11 protein-coding genes and 1 pseudogene are annotated in these 19,087 nt (G+C 70.1%); 4 read left to right on the top strand and 8 right to left on the bottom strand.

Annotation, left to right across the window (positions count from 1 at the left end):
• Window positions 1-91 precede the first annotated feature (91 nt).
• Both IPQ09_17420 and IPQ09_17415 read left to right on the top strand, forming a co-directional pair.
• Window positions 92-1,483 (top strand): M20/M25/M40 family metallo-hydrolase, encoded by a 1,392-nt coding sequence (locus IPQ09_17420; GenBank protein ID MBL0195966.1) that lies wholly within the window; start codon window positions 92-94, stop codon window positions 1,481-1,483.
• Between the two features lie 128 nt (window positions 1,484-1,611).
• Window positions 1,612-2,841, top strand: a complete 1,230-nt coding sequence (locus IPQ09_17415) for a hypothetical protein (protein ID MBL0195965.1) — start codon at window positions 1,612-1,614, stop codon at window positions 2,839-2,841.
• A 298-nt stretch (window positions 2,842-3,139) separates the two neighbouring features.
• Here the strand turns inward: IPQ09_17415 and IPQ09_17410 are convergent, their stop codons facing one another.
• The 3 genes from IPQ09_17410 to IPQ09_17400 form a co-directional block, all read right to left on the bottom strand.
• A complete protein-coding gene (locus IPQ09_17410; GenBank protein ID MBL0195964.1) occupies window positions 3,140-4,441 on the bottom strand; it encodes an aminotransferase class III-fold pyridoxal phosphate-dependent enzyme in 1,302 nt (433 codons plus the stop codon).
• Between the two features lies 1 nt (window position 4,442).
• Window positions 4,443-5,465, bottom strand: a complete 1,023-nt coding sequence (locus IPQ09_17405; GenBank protein ID MBL0195963.1) for a phosphotransferase — start codon at window positions 5,463-5,465, stop codon at window positions 4,443-4,445.
• Between the two features lie 153 nt (window positions 5,466-5,618).
• Complete coding sequence (locus IPQ09_17400) at window positions 5,619-7,226, bottom strand: alkaline phosphatase D family protein (protein ID MBL0195962.1); 1,608 nt, start codon at window positions 7,224-7,226, stop codon at window positions 5,619-5,621.
• A gap of 502 nt (window positions 7,227-7,728) precedes the next feature.
• On the opposite strand from IPQ09_17400, the gene tkt reads away from it, so the two are divergent.
• Entirely contained in the window at window positions 7,729-9,756 is a 2,028-nt protein-coding gene (gene tkt / locus IPQ09_17395) for a transketolase (GenBank protein ID MBL0195961.1), read from the top strand.
• A 168-nt stretch (window positions 9,757-9,924) separates the two neighbouring features.
• On the opposite strand, the gene IPQ09_17390 is transcribed toward tkt, so the two are convergent.
• Together IPQ09_17390 and IPQ09_17385 are read right to left on the bottom strand one after the other, a co-directional pair.
• The gene (locus IPQ09_17390; protein ID MBL0195960.1) at window positions 9,925-10,848 is read right to left on the bottom strand and encodes a hypothetical protein; all 924 of its coding nucleotides are present in this window, start codon (window positions 10,846-10,848) and stop codon (window positions 9,925-9,927) included.
• A 6-nt stretch (window positions 10,849-10,854) separates the two neighbouring features.
• Window positions 10,855-12,273: a hypothetical protein gene (locus tag IPQ09_17385; GenBank protein ID MBL0195959.1), complete on the bottom strand. Its 1,419-nt coding sequence runs from the start codon at window positions 12,271-12,273 to the stop codon at window positions 10,855-10,857.
• Window positions 12,274-13,386: 1,113 nt separating this feature from the next.
• Between IPQ09_17385 and IPQ09_17380 the strand changes: the two are divergent.
• Window positions 13,387-13,575, top strand: a pseudogene (locus IPQ09_17380) (PGRS family protein).
• A 280-nt stretch (window positions 13,576-13,855) separates the two neighbouring features.
• On the opposite strand, the gene IPQ09_17375 reads toward IPQ09_17380, so the two are convergent.
• The 3 genes from IPQ09_17375 to IPQ09_17365 all read right to left on the bottom strand — a co-directional run bounded on the left by IPQ09_17375 (window position 13,856) and on the right by IPQ09_17365 (window position 18,729).
• Window positions 13,856-16,345 carry a trypsin-like peptidase domain-containing protein gene (locus tag IPQ09_17375; GenBank protein ID MBL0195958.1) on the bottom strand — a complete coding sequence of 830 codons (2,490 nt, stop codon included), beginning with the start codon at window positions 16,343-16,345 and terminating at the stop codon, window positions 13,856-13,858.
• Window positions 16,346-16,551: 206 nt separating this feature from the next.
• Entirely contained in the window at window positions 16,552-17,367 is an 816-nt protein-coding gene (locus IPQ09_17370; protein MBL0195957.1) for a trypsin-like serine protease, read from the bottom strand.
• Window positions 17,368-17,841: 474 nt separating this feature from the next.
• Entirely contained in the window at window positions 17,842-18,729 is an 888-nt protein-coding gene (locus IPQ09_17365) for a hypothetical protein (protein ID MBL0195956.1), read from the bottom strand.
• Window positions 18,730-19,087: the final 358 nt, after the last annotated feature.

Here is a 19,087-nt window from a genome sequence, read left to right as displayed (position 1 = left end):
GCGCAGTGAGGGGTGAGGCGCGGAGCTTGACGCTGCCTGTCCTGGCTGTGAGCCTGCGGCCGTGACACGCCGTACGCCCTCGTCCTCGCCCATGCGCGCTGTCCCCGTAGCCGCGCTGTGGCTCGCCGCGTGCGCCGCCCCGGCGGTCCCGCCGCCCTCGCCGCCGAGCCTTTCGCCGGCGCCCGCCGCGCCGCCCACGCTGGCGTACACTCTCGCGCGCTCACTCTCGACCGAGGTGGGCCCGCGCCTCGCCGGCTCGGCGAACGACGCACGCGCCGTCGCATGGGCGACCCGCACCCTCGCCGAGCTCGGGTTCGCGTCGGTGCGCGCGGAGCCCGTCGCGGTCCCGGTGTGGCGCCGCGTGAAGGAGAACGCCACGCTCACCACCGGGGGCGTCACGTCGCCGCTCACGATCACGGCGCTTGGGTGGAGCGTCTCGGGCGACGTGTCAGCCGACGTCGTCGAGGTCGGCGCGCACGCGGACATCGCGTCCCTCCCCGAAGGGAGCCTCCGCGGAAAGATTGTATTTTGCAACGTTCACACCGACCGCGCGGTCGACGGCGCGGGCTACGGGCGCGCGGTCGGAGTTCGGGCGGGGTGTCCGCGCGAGGCGGAGGCGCGCGGGGCGGTCGCCGCGCTCGTGCGCTCGGTCGGCACCGACGCCACGGACGCGCCCCACACGGGCTCGATGCGCCAGAACGGCGCCAGAATCCCGGGCGCGGCGCTCTCGGCGGTGGCGGCCGACCGCCTCCACGCCGCCCTGCTCGCGGGGCCCACCCGAGTGACCTTGTCGGTCGTCACGGCGACCGGCCCCGACGCGATCTCGGCCAACGTGGTCGCCGAGATCCGCGGGACGCGCGCGCCCGACGAGATCGTGGTGGTCGGCGCGCACCTCGACTCGTGGGACCTCGGTCGCGGCGCGGTCGACGACGGCGCGGGCGTGGGCATCGTGGTCGCGGCCGCGCGCGCCTTTCTCCGCGCTCCGCCGGAGCGCACGCTGCGGGTGGTGCTCTTCGCGGCCGAGGAGAACAGCCTCGCGGGCGCCAAGGCCTACGCGGCCACGCACGCCGGCGAGCTCGACCGCCACGTGGCGGCGCTCGAGCTCGACGCGGGGACCGGCCGCGTCGTCGAGCTCCGCGCGCGCGCTGGCGGGCCCGTCACCCTGCCGACCGTGCCGGGCGTGGTGAGCTCGCGCGAGCCCGCGGAGGGCGGCGCGGACCTCATCCCGCTCCGCGCCGCCGGGGTGCCGGTCCTCGACGCGCGGCAGGACATGAGCACCTACTTCGACATCCACCACACCCAGCGCGACACGCCCGACCAGCTCCGCGAGCCCGACCTCGCGCAGGCGACGGGCGCCGTGGTCGAGCTGCTCCGCTTCGTTACCGCGGCGTCGAGCCCGTTCGCGCGGCTCCCTGCCGAGGAGCGCGCCCGCCCGTCGCACGAGACCCTGAGGCCGACGGTCCCCACCGTGAGACCCCCGTGATCCACGCACGGTGACCTTTCGGGTCGCTATCGCCGCGGCCTTCGGCGACAATCAGCGGTGATCACGCCAGTGGGCCCCATGTGTACCCATGTAGGCAAGCTAGCACGGTTCTCGCATTGGAGGCGCCCATGACCGAACTCGCCCGTCCCTTCCGCTTCGCGCTCCTCGCCATGCTCGCGGCGGCGTCCACCTTCGCCGCGGGCTGCAGCGCGGCCGTCGACCCCTCCGAGGAGCAGCCCGAGGAGGACATCTCGACCGACAACATCACGAGCGTCGTCCACTCGTCGGTCAAGAACCAGAGCATCGGCAATTGCTGGGTCTACGCGCACATCGGCTGGGTCGAGTCGCTGAACAAGCGCGCGACGAACACCGAGCTGAACCTCTCCGAGAGCTACGCCACGTACTGGGACTGGTTCACCAAGATCACGAGCTGGCCGGACACCGCGCTGAACGACAAGAGCGAGTTCTCGGCGGGCGGCACCTGGTCGCTCTTCCGTTGGGAGGTCGCCCGTTACGGCGCGATGCTCGAGTCCGACTTCATCCCCGAGGAGGCGAACGACGCCCGCTCCTCGCGCCAGAGCACGGCCATCCGCGCCATCACCCTGTCGCTGAAGGAGGGCGCATTGAAGACCGTCGAGGCCCGCCGCGACCGAAAGCTCGTCCGCGCAGAGCTCGACAAGGCCTTCGGTCTCAGCCCCGAGGTCGTAAAGAAACTTGACGACGTCTTTGGCCAGACCGGCGCGGGCTCTGCCACCGGCGCGGGCCTGACGAAGCGCAAGGCGGCGGGCGTGCTCGGCCCGACCGACATCCTCATCGCGTGGCCGAACGCGCGTGCCCAGGGCGTTGACGCGCGCGGGAAGCTCTCCGACGCGGTCGCCCCGAGCGGCCCGTCGATTTGGAACGAGGTCAAGTACCCCGAGGACCCCACCGCGCGCCGCACCTACCAAATCCGCGTGCAGAAGGCGCTCCACGACCACGCGCCGGTGCTCACCTGGTGGAACGTCGACTTCAACGCGTTGAGCGGCTCCAGGTTCACGAAGGAGCAGCTCGACACCCGCGGCAAGGGCCGCACGGGCGGGCACATGACGCTCGGCTTCGACTACCAGGCCAAGCTCGCCGACGGCACGCTCCTGAAGGCGGGCGAGGACGTGAGCGATCGTGCGCTGTTGCAGCGGGCGCTCGCGCCGGACACGAAGATCGAGTTCCTTCGCGTGAAGAACTCGTGGGGCGGCACCGGCCTGCCCGGCGTCGACCAGACGCCGCCCTCGGGCTACTACGACCTCGACATGGCGTACCTCGACACGAAGGTCGCCGACGGCTACGGCCTCGTGGCGACCGTGTTCCCTCCCGGATACTGAGTCGCCCGCGCGACCGCCGCGCCGCGCGCCGGGCTCCGTGCCTGGCCCGCGGCGCTCGCCCCTCGATCCGCCGCGCGCGACGGCGGAGCACGAACGCGAGCGCCTGCATCGCCGCGGCGAGCGACGCACGGCGAACGATCCCGGCCGTCGAGCGTCCGCCCCGATCGGCGCGCGCGTTCCTGGTTCGATTTGCGTGATCGTGGAATACTCTTCTACCGAACCACGATAGTGAGTGCCGGACCGGCCGCGAGACTTGCCACCACGCGGGGCGCTTGCTCCCCAGGCAACGGAGACCCGACTACGACCGAAGCACCCCCTCGAGCGCCTCGAGCAGCTGGTCCGCGTGGGCCCTCTGGAAGACGAGCGGAGGGCGAATCTTCAGAGTCGCGTGTTCAATGCCGGAAATGCTGATGAGCACCTGGCGATCGCGGAGCCCGTTCACGATCCGCGTCGCGGCGACCGGATCAGGGCGACCCTCGGCGTCCACCACATCGACCGCGCAGGCGAGCCCCGCGACCCTCCGCTCGCCGAGCGTGGGGCAGCGCCCGGAGAGCGCGTCGAGTCCCGCGTGGAGGTGCGCGCCCACATCGGCGGCGTTGGCCATCAGGCCCTCGTCGGTGATCACGTCGAGCACCGCGAGGCCGACGGCGCACGAGACTGGGTTCCCTCCAAACGTGTTGAAATAGCGAACCTGGTTCGCGAAGGAGGCGATCGGCTCACGCCTCCCCGCGACCGCCCCCATGGGGTGTCCATTCCCCATCGGCTTGCCCATCGTGATCATGTCGGGGACGATGCCGTGCCGACCGAAGCCCCAGAAGTGCGCGCCGGTTCGACCAAAGCCCGGCTGCACCTCGTCCGCGATGAACAGGCCGCCCGCCTCGCGAATGGCCTCGACGGCGGGCCCGAGGAAGCCGGCCGGATCGACGTAGTTCCCGTCGCTCGTGAACACGGTATCTACCAGGAGCGCCGCGGGCCGGATCCCGTGGGCCTCGAGGTCGGCGATCGCGCGCCGCACGCCCTCGGCGAACCTGGCGCCCACGTCGGCGACACCCGACTCGGGCGGAGCGACGAGGCGAACGTGCGGACCCTGTTGGACGCCCTCACCGAGGCACGGGGACAGCCTCGAGACCACCTCGGTCACGCCGTGATACGCGTACCGGGTGACGATGAAGCCTGTACCGCCCGTGTGCGCCTGCGCGATGCGCCCCGCGAGGTCGTTGGCCTCGGAGCCGGTGCACGTGAACATCACGTGAGCGAGGGCGTCCGGCATCGTCGCGAGGAGGCGCTCGGCGTAGGCGAGGATGTTCTCGTGAAGATATCGCGTGTGCGTGTTCAGCGTCGCCGCTTGCCGCGTGAGCGCCTCGACGACACGCGGGTGCGCGTGCCCTACGGACGGCACGTTGTTGTACGCATCGAGGTAGCGCACGCCGTTCGCGTCGGTCAGGTGCACGCCCTCCCCACGCACGATGTGGAGCGGGCGCTCGTATTGCAGGCGATACGCGGGACCGAGCACGCGACCTCGGCGTTCGATCATCGCGGCCTCCGCCGGATCGAGCGCCACTGCGCCCGGTACAAACGCGTTTCCCATGGCTTCTCGCATCTCAAACTCCGGCGGCGCGGCGAAGACGGGCCGTGGCCTCGGCGCGGGAAAGGGAGAGCAGGCGACGGAGGGCGTCACGCCGCGTCGGAGCCTCGAGGCGGAACGGCTCGGGGGCCTCGCGAGACATCCAAGCCCCGATCGCGGCCGCCATCGCTCGACGCGCGAGCATGAGGTCGGCCAGGACCTCGATCTCGTCGGCCTCGAGTGGGTGGACCTCGGAGTAGGCGCCCACGAGCACGGCCGTCGGGCCCAGCACGTCGTCCGCGCCGAGGTGGTACGACGCGGCGACCCCGAGCTCCTGAATCAGGGGGGCGTGCACGAGGTCGCCGAAGTCGAGGGCGCCGACGACACGATCGCGGTCGGCGGGGTCGGCGAGCACGTTCTCGTGGTGAGCGTCGTTGTGAATGACCTGGGCGCGCAGCGCCGGCAGCGCGGGCTTGACCACGCGCGCGAAGCGCTCGAGGCCCTCCGATGCGGCGTCCCGGAGCGAGCGGTCTTCGATGTGCGCGAGGAGCGGAGTCACCTGGTCCGCCCGCTGGACGTCCCAGAGCAGCGGCGCTCGGCCCGCGGAATGGAAGTACCCCCGGAGGCCACGATCGAGGCGCGCGAGCAGGTGCCCGAGGCCTCTCAGTCGTGTCGTATTGAGCGGGTGGCCAAGGGGCACGCCAGGCACGTACGTCAAGAGTCGCGCGATCTGCGGCCGCCCCGCGCCGAGCTCCAGCAAGACGGACGACTCGCCGCCGACCGAGGGCATGACCCGCGGCACCATCAGCGACGGGTCGACCGCTGCGAGGTGAGCGAGCGCGCCGATCTGAAAGTCGACCACCGCCGGATCTTCGCTTGGGGGGTGGACCTTGAAGACGAACCCGGCCCCGTCGCCCGTACGAAGGTGAAAATTGCGATCCCGCTCACCCTCGAGCGGAGACGCGGTCCCTCGAACCCCGAAGTGAGTCGCCGCGAGGCGCTCCGCTTGGTCCACACTCACGTTCGGGGCCGCGTCGAAGTTCTCGGTCGCGGGGCTCATCGGTCCTCGTGGCTCGTCGGCACGCGCCGAAGCTACGCGACCCAGCGGGCCGCCGTCCAGCGGCCGTCGCCGCGACGCCGAACCGCCGCCCGACGGCGTGCCGTCGACAGGGAGAGACGCGTGCAGAATGCACGTGGCTCGCCGCCGGGGCGCTCAGGCCGGGGCGAGCGCGGGGGCGCCTTGGCGCGAGGGGGCGGCCTCGTCGGCGACGAGGCGAGTCTCCCCGTCGCGCACCGACCACGCCTTCGCGAAGGCGGGGGTCTGCGGTGCCTCGACCGTGATGTCTTGAAAGTGGTACCACGCGCCCTGCACGCGCTCGTTCGTCACGTCGAGGATGATGAATCCTCGCTTGCTACCGTCGACCCACTTCACGTGGAGGTTCTTTGGGCGCGCGTCGTCGAGAATGCTGAGGAACAGGTCTGGGATGCCGGGTGAAGTGATGCCTGGCGTCACGAGCTCCACGCCCAGTGAACCGCGCCCCGTGACGGGGTCGTAGGCGGCCTTGTCGGCAGGATCGAAGGTGATCTCATTGGCCCACGAGCTGTGGATGTCGCCGGTGAGCACCACCATGTTCTTCACGCCCGAGTCGCGGAAGAAGCTCAGGAGGCGGTTGCGCGACTCGGGGTAGCCGTGCCACTGGTCGAGATTGGCGATCTCCTTGCCGGGGTTGAGGACCAGATTGCCCACCATCACCTGCTGGCAGAGGAGCTTCCAGCGCGCCTTCGAGTCCTTGAGGGAGCTCTCCATCCACGCCGCCTGATCTTCGCCGAGCAACGTGCGCTTCGGATCAGGAGCGGGGGGTGCGGCGATGGCGCCCCCAGGTTGCAGGGTGCGGCCGTGGTAGCGCGTGTCGAGCATCACGAGGTCGACGAGATCGCCGTACGCGAGCTTGCGGAAGATGCGGCCGCCCTCCTGCTCCCGAATGGGCATCCACTCCATGTACGCTCGCTGCGCGGCGGCCTTGCGATCGGCCCAGGCGCCCTCGCTGCCCGGCGTGTGGTTCTGGGCGCCGTCCTTGTAGCCGTCGTTCGCGATCTCGTGGTCGTCCCAGATCGTGATGAACGGGTGCTGGCGGTGCGCCTCTTGGAGGTTCGGGTCGCGCTTGTACTGAGCGTGCCGCGTCCTGTAGTCCGAGAGACTCACGATCTCGTTCGCCGGCTCGTAGGTGCGCACGTCCCCGTAGTCGCCTGTCGCGTATTCGTAGATGTAGTCGCCGAGGTGGATCACGCAGTCGAGGTCGGCCTGCTTCGCGATCTCGCGGTAGCCGTGGAAAAAGCCGTGCGCGAGGCTCGCGCACGAGACGACGGCGAAACGGAGGCGCTCCGTAGACCCCTGCGGCGCGGTGCGCGTTCGGCCTACGGGCGACGACGCGCCGAGCGCGCTGAAGCGGTAGTAGTACGTGCGCCCCGGCGCGAGGCCCTTCGCGTCGACCTTCACCGTGAAGTCGCGCTCCTGGTTCGTCGTGAACGTGCCTGAGGCGGCGAGCCGCTGGAACCCGGCGTCCTCCGCGACTTCCCACTTTACCTCGACTGCGGAGTCGCCTTCACCCTTCACGCGCGTCCACAGGATCACCGCGTCGGGGAGCGGATCGCCGCTCGCGACGCCGTGGGCGAAGGGGCGCTTCGCGGGCTCGCCGACCGTGCCGCTGCACGCGGCGAGCGGGAGCGCGAGCACCAGCGCCCCAAAGAAGAGCTCGCGACGCCCGAGCGTGGCGCGAAGCTCGTTCGAGGGGAGTTGTGGTGTAGCTGGGCGCTTTCGCATGCACCTCTCCTAGGCCGAGCGCGGCGCCCGGGCAACCGGGAAGCGGCGTGTGACGGAGCACGGTGAGCGTCTCGAGTGGAAGTGTGGAGGTAAGAACCCGCGAGGGTTCTGTCAGCCAAGTTGTGTGTCCATGGCGAGACCTCGCCTTCGGCGGGCTCCCCATCGACGTGACCACGAAATGCCGCGCCCGACCCGTGTCGACACGCCCGAGCATGCGCTCGCCTCGGAGCACGCAAGCGAAGGGCCGTGCTCCGCGAGCTGCGCGTGACAGCCCGCGCGGGGTCCACTGCCAGGTCCACTGCCAGGTCCACGGCCAGGTCCACTGGCACGTCCGCCAGGTCCGCCTGCCAGGTCCGGCTGCCAGGTCGCGCGACTCAGCCGCTGTCACTCGGAGGGAGCGCGCCGGCGCGCTGGAACGGACATTTCCGTGCGGTCCCCGGCGCTTACGGCCGAGCGCTTCCGCGTCGAGCGGTGGCGACGTTCATGGTAGCCTCCCGGGCCCATGAGCACGCTGAGCAAAGACACCCTCCAGAGCGCCGCCAACATCGCCCGAGGCCTCGCCATCGACGCCGTGCACGCGAGCCAGAGCGGGCACCTCGGCCTGCCCCTCGGCTGCGCCGAGATCGGCGCCGTGCTCTACGGGCACGCGCTCCAGCATTGCCCCACTCACCCGGAGTGGCTCAATCGCGACCGCTTCGTGCTCTCGGCCGGCCACGGCTCGATGTTCCTCTACGCGTGGCTCCACCTCTCCGGCTACCCGGAGATGACCCTCGACGAGGTGAAGCGCTTCCGCCAGCTCGACTCGAAGACGCCCGGGCATCCCGAGCTCATGCACAAGCCAGACGGGGTGGAGACCACCACGGGGCCGCTCGGGCAGGGGATCGCGAACGCCGTCGGGATGGCGCTCTCCGAGAAGATGGCGGCCGCGCGCTTCAACACGCCGGAGCACCGCATCTTCGATCATCACGTGATCTGCCTCGCCGGCGACGGCTGCATGCAGGAGGGGGTCGCGCTCGAAGCGATGGAGTTCGCGGGCCACCAGAAGCTCGACAACTTCATCCTGATTTACGACGCCAACGCCGTGACGCTCGACGCGATGGCCGACGCGACGCAGAGCCTCGACCCCAAGCTGCGCGCCGAGGCGCTCGGCTACGACGTCCAAGCGGTCGACGGCCACGACATGGCGGCCCTGAACGAGGCGCTGCTCGTCGCGAAGAAGGCCGAAGGCAAGCCGCAGCTCATCATCGCGACGACGACGATCGGCAAAGGCATCCCCGAGGTCGCCGGGACCCAGAAGGCCCACGGCGAGGGCGGCGCGAAGTTCGGCGAGGCCGCGCGCAAGAACCTCGGGCTCCCGGCCGAGCACTTCTTCGTCTCGCCCGAGGTGACAGCCTACTTCGCGACGCAGCTCGCGGCGTGCGAGGCCGCGTACGGCGCCTGGAACGAGACCTTCGCCGCGTGGCGCGCGAAGAACCCGGAGCTCGCGGATCTGCTCGCCACGTCGCGCGCCTTCACCTCGATGGGCGCGCCGAAGGACGCCGACACCGCGGCGCTTCTCGCGAGCGTCCCCGAGTTCCCGCTCGACAGCAAGATCGCCACCCGCAAGGCGGGCCAAGACGTGCTCCAGCCGCTCGCAAAGACGCACCCGCTGTTGATCGGCGGCAGCGCCGACCTCTACGGCTCCACGCTCAACTACATCGGTGATCTGAAGACCGCCGGCGACGACTTCACGCCCGAGCGTCGCGCGGGTCGCAACATTCGCTTCGGGATCCGCGAACACGCCATGTGCTCGATCATGAACGGGATCGCCGCGCACGGGATCTTCCGCCCGAGCGGCGCCACGTTCCTCGTGTTCGCCGACTACTGCCGGCCCGCGCTTCGCATCGCCGCCCTCAGCCACTTGGCGCCGATCTACGTCTTCACGCACGACAGCGTCGCCGTCGGAGAAGACGGTCCGACGCACGAGCCTGTCGAGACGATCCCCGGCCTCCGCCTCATTCCGAACTTCGACGTGGTGCGCCCCGCCGATCCCGAAGAGACGGCAGGCGCGTTCGTGGCCGCGCTCTCGCGCGTCGAAGGGCCCACGCTCCTCGCGCTCTCCCGGCAGGCGGTGCCGCTTCTCACCGAGATCCCCGTGCAGACGCGGCGGGAAGGCGTGCTGAAGGGCGGATACATCGCGAAGAGGGAGACGGCGCCGCTCGACCTCATTCTGCTCTCCGCCGGCAGCGAGCTTCAGCACGCGATGAAGGCCGCGGAGACGCTCGGCGCGGGGACCCGGGTCGTGAGCATGCCCTGTTTCTCGCGCTTCGACAGGCAGCCGCAAACCTACAAGGACGAAGTGCTCCCGCGGTCGTGCCGCCGCCGGGTGGCCATCGAGGCGACCGTCTCGAGCACGTGGGCCAAGTACGTCGGCCTCGACGGCGTGTGCCTCGGCATCGACAGGTTCGGCATGTCGGCGCCGGGCGCGGTCGTCATGAAGCAGCTCGGAATGACCGCCGACCACGTGGTCACAGCCGCGCGCAGTCTGTAGCTCGCGCCGCCCGAAGACGCTCACCGACTCCGGCACGTTCGTGTCGACGGCGCCAATGAGCGACAACCGCCAAGATCGGTGTCCTCGTAGTAGATCTGCACGGTATGGGACGCGGACTGCACGCGGCGACCCTCCCAGGGCCACGCGCTCGGCGCGCGCGAGACTACCCTACAGACCATCTCCCCCGGCGGGGCCGCCCTTGTAGAGCTCCCTCACCCACCCGGACACGCCTAGCGTGCCGAGGAGCTTCTGGAACGCCATGTTCAGCTTGCGGTGGGCCCCTACCCCGATCCGCGCGCCAAGCTCCTCCCGGTCCTGGGCCAGGAACTTCCCGTCGCGGCGCCAATGTCGCTGCTGGTCGAGCGCGGAGAAGTGCACCGCGGGCGCTGACGGAATCGAGACGCTCACGTGGGCAAAGGGGTAGTCGTCCGTCCACACGTGTCCGTCGACGTAGCTCTGCGTCGTGTCGAGGGGGCGCGCGGCGAGCGCGGCCAGAAACTCGTCCACCGTCGCGGCGTCGATGCGCCCTTGCCGTCGCGTCGCCTTGCGGTCGTGCTCGCAAGCGCAGGTCTGCTGGACGCGGCATGTGCAAGACGGCATGTCTTCCGTGAGGACGACGTAGGGATCGCGGGCCGGGGCGCCGATACCCGAGGAGAGCGTGGACACCTTCGCCACGTACGTGAAGCCGGTGCCCGAGCGCTGGAGCGCGATGACGGCGGCGTGGCTCAGGCCGAGGCCATTCCACGTGTCGTGGAGCACCAACGCCGTCGCTCTCCGCACATCCACGGCGTGGCGACCGACCGGGCCCAAATAGACCGTGCTCACGCCCGGCGCGCTCGGCGGGCTCGGCTCGCTCGAGGCGCTCGAGGCGCTCGGCGCGACCAACGGGCGCGGGCTGCTCACGGGGCCAGGCGGGCTCGAGGGGCTCGGGGCGGCCGGCGGCGCGGACGGCTCCTCGGCCACGCTCGGGCCGCGGACGGACGGCGCGGCGGGGGCGACCGCACCCTCGCTCTTGGTGGGGGGCCCTGGAGCGCTGGCCCTTTGGCAGCTCGCGACCAGGAGCCCCGCGACGACGAGAGCCAGCGAGCGCATCGGGGTTCAGTTCTCCGGCACCGGGATGCCGGTCGTCGCGGGATCGAGGAGGCTGCCGATGTTGTTCACGAGCGCGTCGCGGGCCGCGAGCTGCCCCGTCTTGCCGGTGAAGCGCCACTCGAGAAACTTCACGATCGACGAGTGGTCCATCACCACGTGCGACACGTAGTTCTTGCGGGCGAACGGCCCAATCGCGAGGATCGGGACGCGCGTGCCGAGCGGCTCGTTGTCGGCCGCGCTCGGGCCTCCAGGCGGTGCGACGTGGTCGAAGTACCCTCCTCCCTCGTCCCACGTGAGCAAGATGAGCGTGTTCTTGCCATACGGTGAAGCGAGAATGCGCTTGATGACCGCGTCGGTCCAGCCCACGCCGAGCGTGATTTTCGTGCCGTATCCCGGGTGCTCGGTGTGGTACCCAATCGACTTCACGTAAGAGACTTCGGGGAGGTCTCCCGCTTCGAGATCGATGGTGAAGTCCTCCCAGTCGTGGAGGAACGCGGGGTTGTCGGTGAACTGCCGGTAGTAGTTGAACGGGACGTCCGAGGGATCGTAGGCGCACGGGTAGATGGCGTAGAGCGGGTTCAGGCTCTTGCAGTCGGGCGGGTCCTTGGGGCACGGGGTCGCGTCCCGCATGAGCTTGTACCCCTCCGCGTAGAAGCTCACGCGATGCCCTTCGTCGAGGACCAGGTCGGCGATCGTGGTTTGCCCGGAGAACTGCCGCTTGGTGACGAGCGGTCGGCACCCTTGCCCGATGGCGTCGGGGAAGAGATCGTTGTCGATGAACACCTTTCGCGCGACCGCGAAGTACATGTTGTTCGACGACGTCTGACCGATGATCGACTGAAAGTAGCGGTCCCCCATCGCGTAGCTCTGCGCGAGCGCGTGGTACGGCGCGATCACCGAGTCCGGGGCGATGGCGAAGTTCTTTCGGCTCGAGCAGTTCGCGCCGGTGACGAAGCGGTCCATCTTTCCGCCGTTCATCTCGGCGGCCTCGCACGCGTACGAGTGATCCGGATCGTAGTCCGCGTTCGCCGCGTCATCCAGGACCCGAGGCGTGGCGCCCGAGGGTTCCTTCTCGGGGGCGGCCTCGCAGCACGCCGGCCCGGTCGTACACGTCGGGTTCGACCCCGGCGCCGCCTTGCAGTAGCGCCCGAAGTACGTGTCGAACGTGTGGTTCTCCTGCATGATGATCACGACGTGCTCGATGTTCGACTTGGGAGGGACCGGCGGCAGGGCGGGGCCTCCGTCGCGTGGAGCGGCGGCGTCGAGCTGTGTCGGGTCGGGAGCCCCCGTCGGCAGCCCGGTGAGGGGATCGATCGGGTCCTCCGTGCCCCCGCCGGCGTCCGAGCCGCAGGCGGTCAGCGCCGACAACGTGCCGGCCAGGAGGAGGGGAAGGACCCGTCCGCGGGAGGGGATCGGCGCTCGCATCGCTGCTCAGCGTAGCACCGGAGTGAGAGGGAGCAGGTCGCTCGCATCGCTCCCTCGAAACTCCGCGGCGGGTCGTCTACTCTCTCCAGCATGCGAAGGGCCCATGCCACAGCCGTGAGCCTTTGCCTCCTCGGGCTCGGCTGCTCGTCGTCGGATCCCCCTCCGCCCGGCGGCGGTGGAGGCGGTGGAGGCGACAGAGACACCGTGTTCGTCGCGCCCGATGGGGTCGACACCAACCCGGGCACGAAAGACGCGCCGGTCGCCACGGTTCGAGCGGCGATGCGGTTGGCGGGCTTCGCCAAGCGACCGCGCGTCGTGCTCGCCGAAGGAAAATACACCGAGAGCGCCCCGCTCGTGTGGGTCGACGGCGTGACCGTCGTGGGGGGCTTCTCGCGGTCCACGTGGGCGCGCGGCGAGGGGACCTCCGAGCTCAGCGGGGCCACCCTCGCGGTGGTCGCCACCCGCCTCACGCAGGGCGGGACGCTCGCGCACGTGGTTATTCGGGCCAAGGGCGCCGCGTCGCCCGACCAGCCCTCGGTGGCGCTGTGGGTGAGCGATCTGCCGGAGGGCAAGGCGTTTCGCGTCGAGGATGGCAGCGCGCTCTACGCCGGCGCAGGCGGCGATGGTGCGCCCGGGGCCGACGCTCGCTCTCCAGGGGCTCTCGATGGCGCTCGCGGCGGTGACGGCCGCCCAGGAAGCGTCGACGGCGAGATCGATCCCGGCACGGGAGGGAGCGGCGGCCGAAACCCTTCGTGCCCCGAGGCCAACGGCGGCTCGGGCGGCTCGGGCGGACACAACTACAGCGGCTTTCGGGGCCTCGATGGGCGGCCGTCCGCCGGCGGTGTCGCGGGCGGCAAGGGCGCCGACGCGAACGGGTGCACCGCCCGCGACGGGACCTCGGCCGTGGCCAAGGCGGCGCCCGGCGGTGCAGGGGCCGCGGGAGCTGGGGCTGGAGATCTCGGCGAGTGGGACGAGGCGGCGTTTCGCTATGTCCCTCCGGCCGCGCAGCCCGGGACACCAGGTCAGCCCGGGCAGGGTGGCGGCGGCGGTGGCGGCGGCTCGGGTCAGTCGGGGACGTTCTGCAACGACGGCGCCGGGGGTGGGGGTGGCGGCGGCGGCGCCGGAGGATGCGGCGGTCTCGGCGGCGCAGGAGGCGGGAGCGGTGGACCAAGCGTCGCGCTGCTGGTGCTGAAGGCCACCGTCGTGGTCGACGGCGCGAAGCTGGCGACCGAGCGTGGCGGAGCGGGCGGCCAAGGCGGGGCGGGGGAGGCTGGCGGTGAAGGCGGTGCCGCTGGAGCAGGCGCCACCCAGGGCGCGCCGGAGATCGGGCGCGGCGCCAAGGGTGAGGCCGGCGCATCGGGCGGCTCGGGCGGTCGCGGGGGATCGGGGAGCGGCGGTCCCAGCGTAGGGCTCTGGGTGCTCTCCGGAAATGTGCAAACTGCATCTGTGCAGTTCGAAGTGGGTCCCGGCGGGTCCGCTGGCGGGGCCGCCGGTTTGCCGGGGCGTCGCGCCGAGCGGCTTTGAGAGTCGGGTCGCGGACCGGCTCGCGCACGCCGGTCCGCTCGTTGATAGGCTGTCTCGTTTAGGGCTCGACGAAATCCGGCTTGAACACCTTGCTCGCGAGCCCCTTCCACTTCTGGCCTAGGGTGGGGTCCTTGAAGATGGCCTTGTGTCGGATCGGGCGACCCTTGAGCGCCGCGGCGTCGGCCTCGAGGGCGAGGCCGCCCGGGGCGCTCTCCCGCTTGACGACGCGAAATGCCTGCGTCGGCTCCTGGTCGGATTTGGGCAAGAACAGGACGAGGTCGTATCGGCCGTCGTTGTCGGTGTCGTAGTACACCCACGTCAGCGCGCCCGTCGGCGAGAGGTGGCGCACGAAGGCGACCTCCGCATCGAACTTCCCGTCGGCGACGACCTTCTGCACATCGGTCTTGGGTCCGATCTTCGAGCTCCTGTCGACGTCGAACAGCTCCACGATCCACGGGAAGGACGAGCTCTCGATCATCATGCCTTCCGGCAGCCCCTTGACCTCCTTCGTGTGGAACCGCGCGCGCGGCGGGATCGTCGCCGGCAGAGAGCCGAGCGCTTCGTCGTCGGCCACGTCGGAGCTCACGCTGCGCAGGGCCTGCGTGGCGCGCGGGAACCCGATGAGGCCGGGGCGGAAGACCTTTCGGCCCACGTGGTCGGGCGCGGGCCTTGGGGCTCCCGAGCCGCCGATCGACCAAGCGGCCGTCGTGATCATCCCGGTGGAGTCGCCCCCCTTCGAGTTGAGCGCGAGGTCGAACTTGGAGTCGTTGTCGGTGTCGTACATGGCCCAGACGGACGAGCCTTGCGCGATGACGGCGATTTCGGCGTCGATCTTCTTCGCCTTCACGAGGTCGTCGACGGAGTCGCCGGGCTTGAGCCGGCCGAGGGTGTCCTCGTCGGCGTCGATCAAGACCCCGCGACTGAAGGCGCCGCGCACCGCCGCGAGATCCGGCTTCCCGTTGTCGTCCGTGTCGACCGCGCGACCGGTGGAGCCACCCGAGGACAGCGGATCGGGCACCGAGCCTGCTCCCTCCCCGAGCGCCAGAACTCGGGCGGAGACGTACTTCGTTCCGCCGATCGCGGTCGCGATCTTGCCGAGGCGCGCGTGCAGGGTCGGGTCCTTGATGAGCCTCCCACTGAGGTCGTGTTTGGGGAGGATCTCTTTGTCCTCCTTGAGGCGTCCGTCGGCGGCGATTTGATACGCCGACTCCGGTACGCCGTCGTCGTCCTTGTCGACGAGGAGGACGTCCAAGCGACCGTCGTTGTCCGTGTCGTACCAAATGTAGGTGGTGTCACGGAGAGTCATCATCGCGACCTCGGCGTCGAACGTCTGGCTCGGCGGGCCATTTCCCTTGAAGTGGGACTGGTCGAGATCGATGAGGAGCGACATGCGATCGGAGCCCCCGAACATGCCCCCTCCGCCGCCCTTCGCCACGAGCGACTCGTTCGTCCCATCGAGGTCGAGGTCCTCGAAGGTCGGATCGAACCCGCCATCGCAGAAAGGATCGGGGAGAATGGGCACGCCGGAGTCGCCGAACTTGGCGGCGAAATCACGCACCTCTTCGAGGTGGACGTGGAACGAAGCGGTCGCGAGATCGGCGGAGATGCTCTGATTCAGCCCGACGAGCTCGCCCGCCATGTTCACCAGCGGACCGCCGCTGTCGCCGTGAGTGATGGCGCAGTCGGTCTGAACGGCCAAGCCCTGGGTCTTCGACGCCAGCGCGTCCTTCATCTGTCTTTTCTGCTCTTCACAGCTCTTCTTCTGCTTCGTCGCTTGTTCCGCGCTGGCGGCTGGATCGGGGTGCGAGCAGTCGACCCCGGCGATGATGCTCGAGTCTTCTTGGCGCTCGCCGATGCTCGCCACGTTGCAAGTCTTGGCGGCCCACAAAAAGCCGATCCCGGCGTGGCCAATCGACATCACCTTCTCGGCGATTTGAGGTGCGCTCTTCGCGAGCTTCGCGGCCACGAGCTTGGGAGGCGTGCCCTTCAGCTTGACGATCGCGAGGTCGCGCACCGGGTCGACCTTCACGACCACGGCCTCGTAGCTCTTCGCCTGCCGATTCATACGACCGGTCGGGGTGAGGTCACCAAACGTCACGTCGACCTCGACGATGAAGTCCTTCTTTCGTCCGTCCGCGACGACGTGGTAATTCGTAAGCACGTACCCGCTCGGGTCGATCACGACTCCGGTGCCGAAGCCCCGCCCTGCGCTCACGAGCGCGGTCGACGGGGCCACGACGCGATAGGCCTGGTTGCTGGCGAGGCGGGTGCTGGCCGCGAGGCTCGTCGGGGGGGGCGCCTCTCCCACATCTTCGGGCGTGGTCACGACCGCGGGCGCATCGACGTGCCCGAGGAGCTTGGCGAGCTTCATCCGCGCCGCGCACGTCCGTGGCACGATGACCTCCCGGACCTCGACCGGAGGCTTCACGCTTGGCGCGGCCGTCGCGACCGCTTTCATGGGCGTCGCCGGCCTCCCGCCGCACGCGACAAAAGCGAACGAAGGAACCGCGACGACTCCCATCCAGCGCACGATCGTCCTCTTCTTCATTCGCTCTCCCTCTTCTCTTCGCCCGAGCGTATCACCGCCGCTGGCGTTGGGAGGCGCTCCGACCGAGCGCGCCACGGCCCGTCTGCGGGGCCCATGCTCGGGTCCGCGAGGCGAGAGGACGCCTGCAGCGAAGCGTCCCCCGGTCACGCCCCGGTCTCTTCGGCGCACGGCCGCGCCCGGACCGGGGACCCTCGCGGTCGTCCTGCTCAGCGCCAGGCGGCCAAGTACTTGTCCACGAACTCGGTGGAGCGGTCGATGCGCATGTACCCCTCTCTTGTGCGCTCCACCCCCTTGTTCGAGGGATCCGCGCTCCCGCGAACCGTGCCGACGATCTTCCCCTCGCAAATGAGCGGACCGCCCGAGTCTCCGCTCGTCGCGATGCCCGTCACCCATCGCGCGACGACCTCGGTGTCGTCGACCGACTCGATCCAGCTCCGCGCCGAACGGCGGCTCCCGGCCGTCCACGCGCCTGGCTTCCCGTCTGGCTCGAGGTGCGCGCCGAAGCCGACGGCGACGCAGATGTCTCCCACGAGCGGGTTGTAGAGGCCCCAGAGGAGCCTCAGATCCCCGACGTAGCGCGCTACGGGGACGACGTCCGTAATCGGCGTCGCGAGGTGAACGACCGCCACGTCGAGCCTCCCGGGGCAGCCCTCGGGCAGGGGAGCGGCGTAGCAAGGGTGGATCACGTGCTCCTTCACCGCGACCGATCGGAGCGCAGCCGCCGCTGGGCTCACTCCGGCGCGGACGGTGCCGAAGAAGAAGGTGTCCGGCTTGCCGAGCGCGACGTGGGCCGCGGTGAGCACCACGTTCGGGGCGATGAGCACACCGGAGCCAAAGTTCTTCGAAGGGAAGCGCAACATCCCGACCGCCGGATAGTTGCGCTCGACCTTGCCGCCGTTGATGGCCTCCTCGCCGCTCTCGGCCTCGGCCCCTGCCGGCTCGTCGACCACCTGCGCGGAGCAAGCGAGCGACGTCGCGAGGGCGAGGACGAGTGGGAGGCGCCACGACCAAACATTTCCCATCTCACGAAAACTACATCGGGTTCGCGCCGACCTCAATCCGCTCTGGAGGGCCACCCCGAACAGACGAGTGTAGTATGCATTGAATGGGGAGGCGATGCCTCGCGGCGATGGCTGGATCATCCGCGCCGTCGCCGCGCGAGCAGACCGCGTACACCACGTCCTTGCCAACGCCGACCCAACCTCCGGCGGGGTGCACCTTACCCGAGGTCGCGGTTGTTCGTCGCGAACGCCACGCAGCTCCTCGGGAACGCGCAGTCGGCGTCACGGTTGCAGACCTCTCGTCGGGTTGGCTCCGTTGGTGCGTATCAGCGTGGTGTTGGGGATACGAGCCCCGAGGACGCGGGGGGCGGGGCGGGATCCCAGTGCTCCACGACGCCGCTGCCAATCAGCTGGTCGCGCCAGGCGTAGGGCCCTGTCGTGGCGACAACCGTGACGCCGGAGAGGACGGTGCTCGTCAGCCCGCCCACCGGAGCCTCACGGGCACTCTTGGCCGAGCGGGGCGCGCGCGACGCCGCAGTAGAGGAAGCCGCCGCCGACCGAGCGCGTGAGCAGGATGATGGTGTCGGCGCGGGTGTCGGCCCCGATGGTGGGCACGATGCGCGCCACCGCGTCCGCGTTCGCCTGCGTGGCGGTCATCACGTGCATGACCTGCTTGACCCACTTGTCGGCTGGCGTGACCCGCGCGGTCGAGGCCTTGATGTTCTCGAGCTTCCTCTCGAGCGACGTCTTGATCTCGGCTTCGGTGGGCTGCGGCTGGTTCGACGGCTTGTAGACGCGCAGCGGGTTGACCCCCACCTTCTTGCCGCCGATCTCGACGAGCAGATCCGTGATGCTCGCCTGGCCGCCGTCGGGGGGCGGGCCGTACACGATCTGCGTCTCGGTCTTGAGCAGCTTCGCGCCGTCGCAGTGGTGGAGGATCTCGAAGCTCATCACCTCGGACTCCTTCGAGCTACCCCCTGCGTTCGGGTCGTCGAAGACGGTGTCGCCCCCGTCGGAGAGGAACGCCTTGTCGAAGACCTGGCCCGCCGCAAAGGAGATGGTGTTGCTCAGGAACGACGGGGTGGCCTTGCCCACCTCGCCCCGCACGAGCCCGCAGGCGCCGCTCAGCGCGCCGAGGCCCGCGTACGTCACCCCGGCGTCGGGGCCGGAGTCGGGGCGCGGGGGCGCGCCGTCCGGCGCGGGGGCCGCGTCGGTGGCGGGGGCGCCGTCGGGATCGGCCGGAGCGGCATCGCGCGGCCCGGCGTCGCGCGCGGCGGTCGCGTCGGCCTCCGTGGTGACGACGTCTTCGCCGCTGCACGCGGCGATCGAGAGCGAGGCGACGAGGCCGAGCCACGCGGGCACGCGGAGGAGGCGAAAGCGCATAGCGGTCAGCCTAGCCGCAAGGGCGGCGTAGGTGTAGCGCTTGCTACAGGGCAGGGAAGGCGAGTCCCCTGGAGTCGTGGTTCGTATCAGAAGTCCGGTCTTCGGTGTCATGCCGAGGAGCGATGGGGTGCCCCGTTTTCGGCGGCGGCGGGCCCGTCCTCAACTCGGACGTCGTTCCGCGCGGTGGAGGCGGCGCTTTGCGCTCAGGGGACTGTGGTTTCGGGGGCGACCGCGCGAGAACGCCGACCCTCGAACATGAGTATCCTCCCACCGCCGCCGAAAACGGGACACCCCCTCGCTCCCTTGTGGCGAAAGGCCGAGCCGCGCGACTTCTGGAAGGGATCACGCTTCCAGGAGA

The organism is Myxococcales bacterium (genome assembly GCA_016720545.1).
Lineage (GTDB): Bacteria > Myxococcota_A > Polyangia > Polyangiales > Polyangiaceae > JAAFHV01.
The sequence above is the reverse complement of the archived record's forward strand: the minus strand, read 5'-3'. Positions and strand labels throughout refer to the sequence as shown.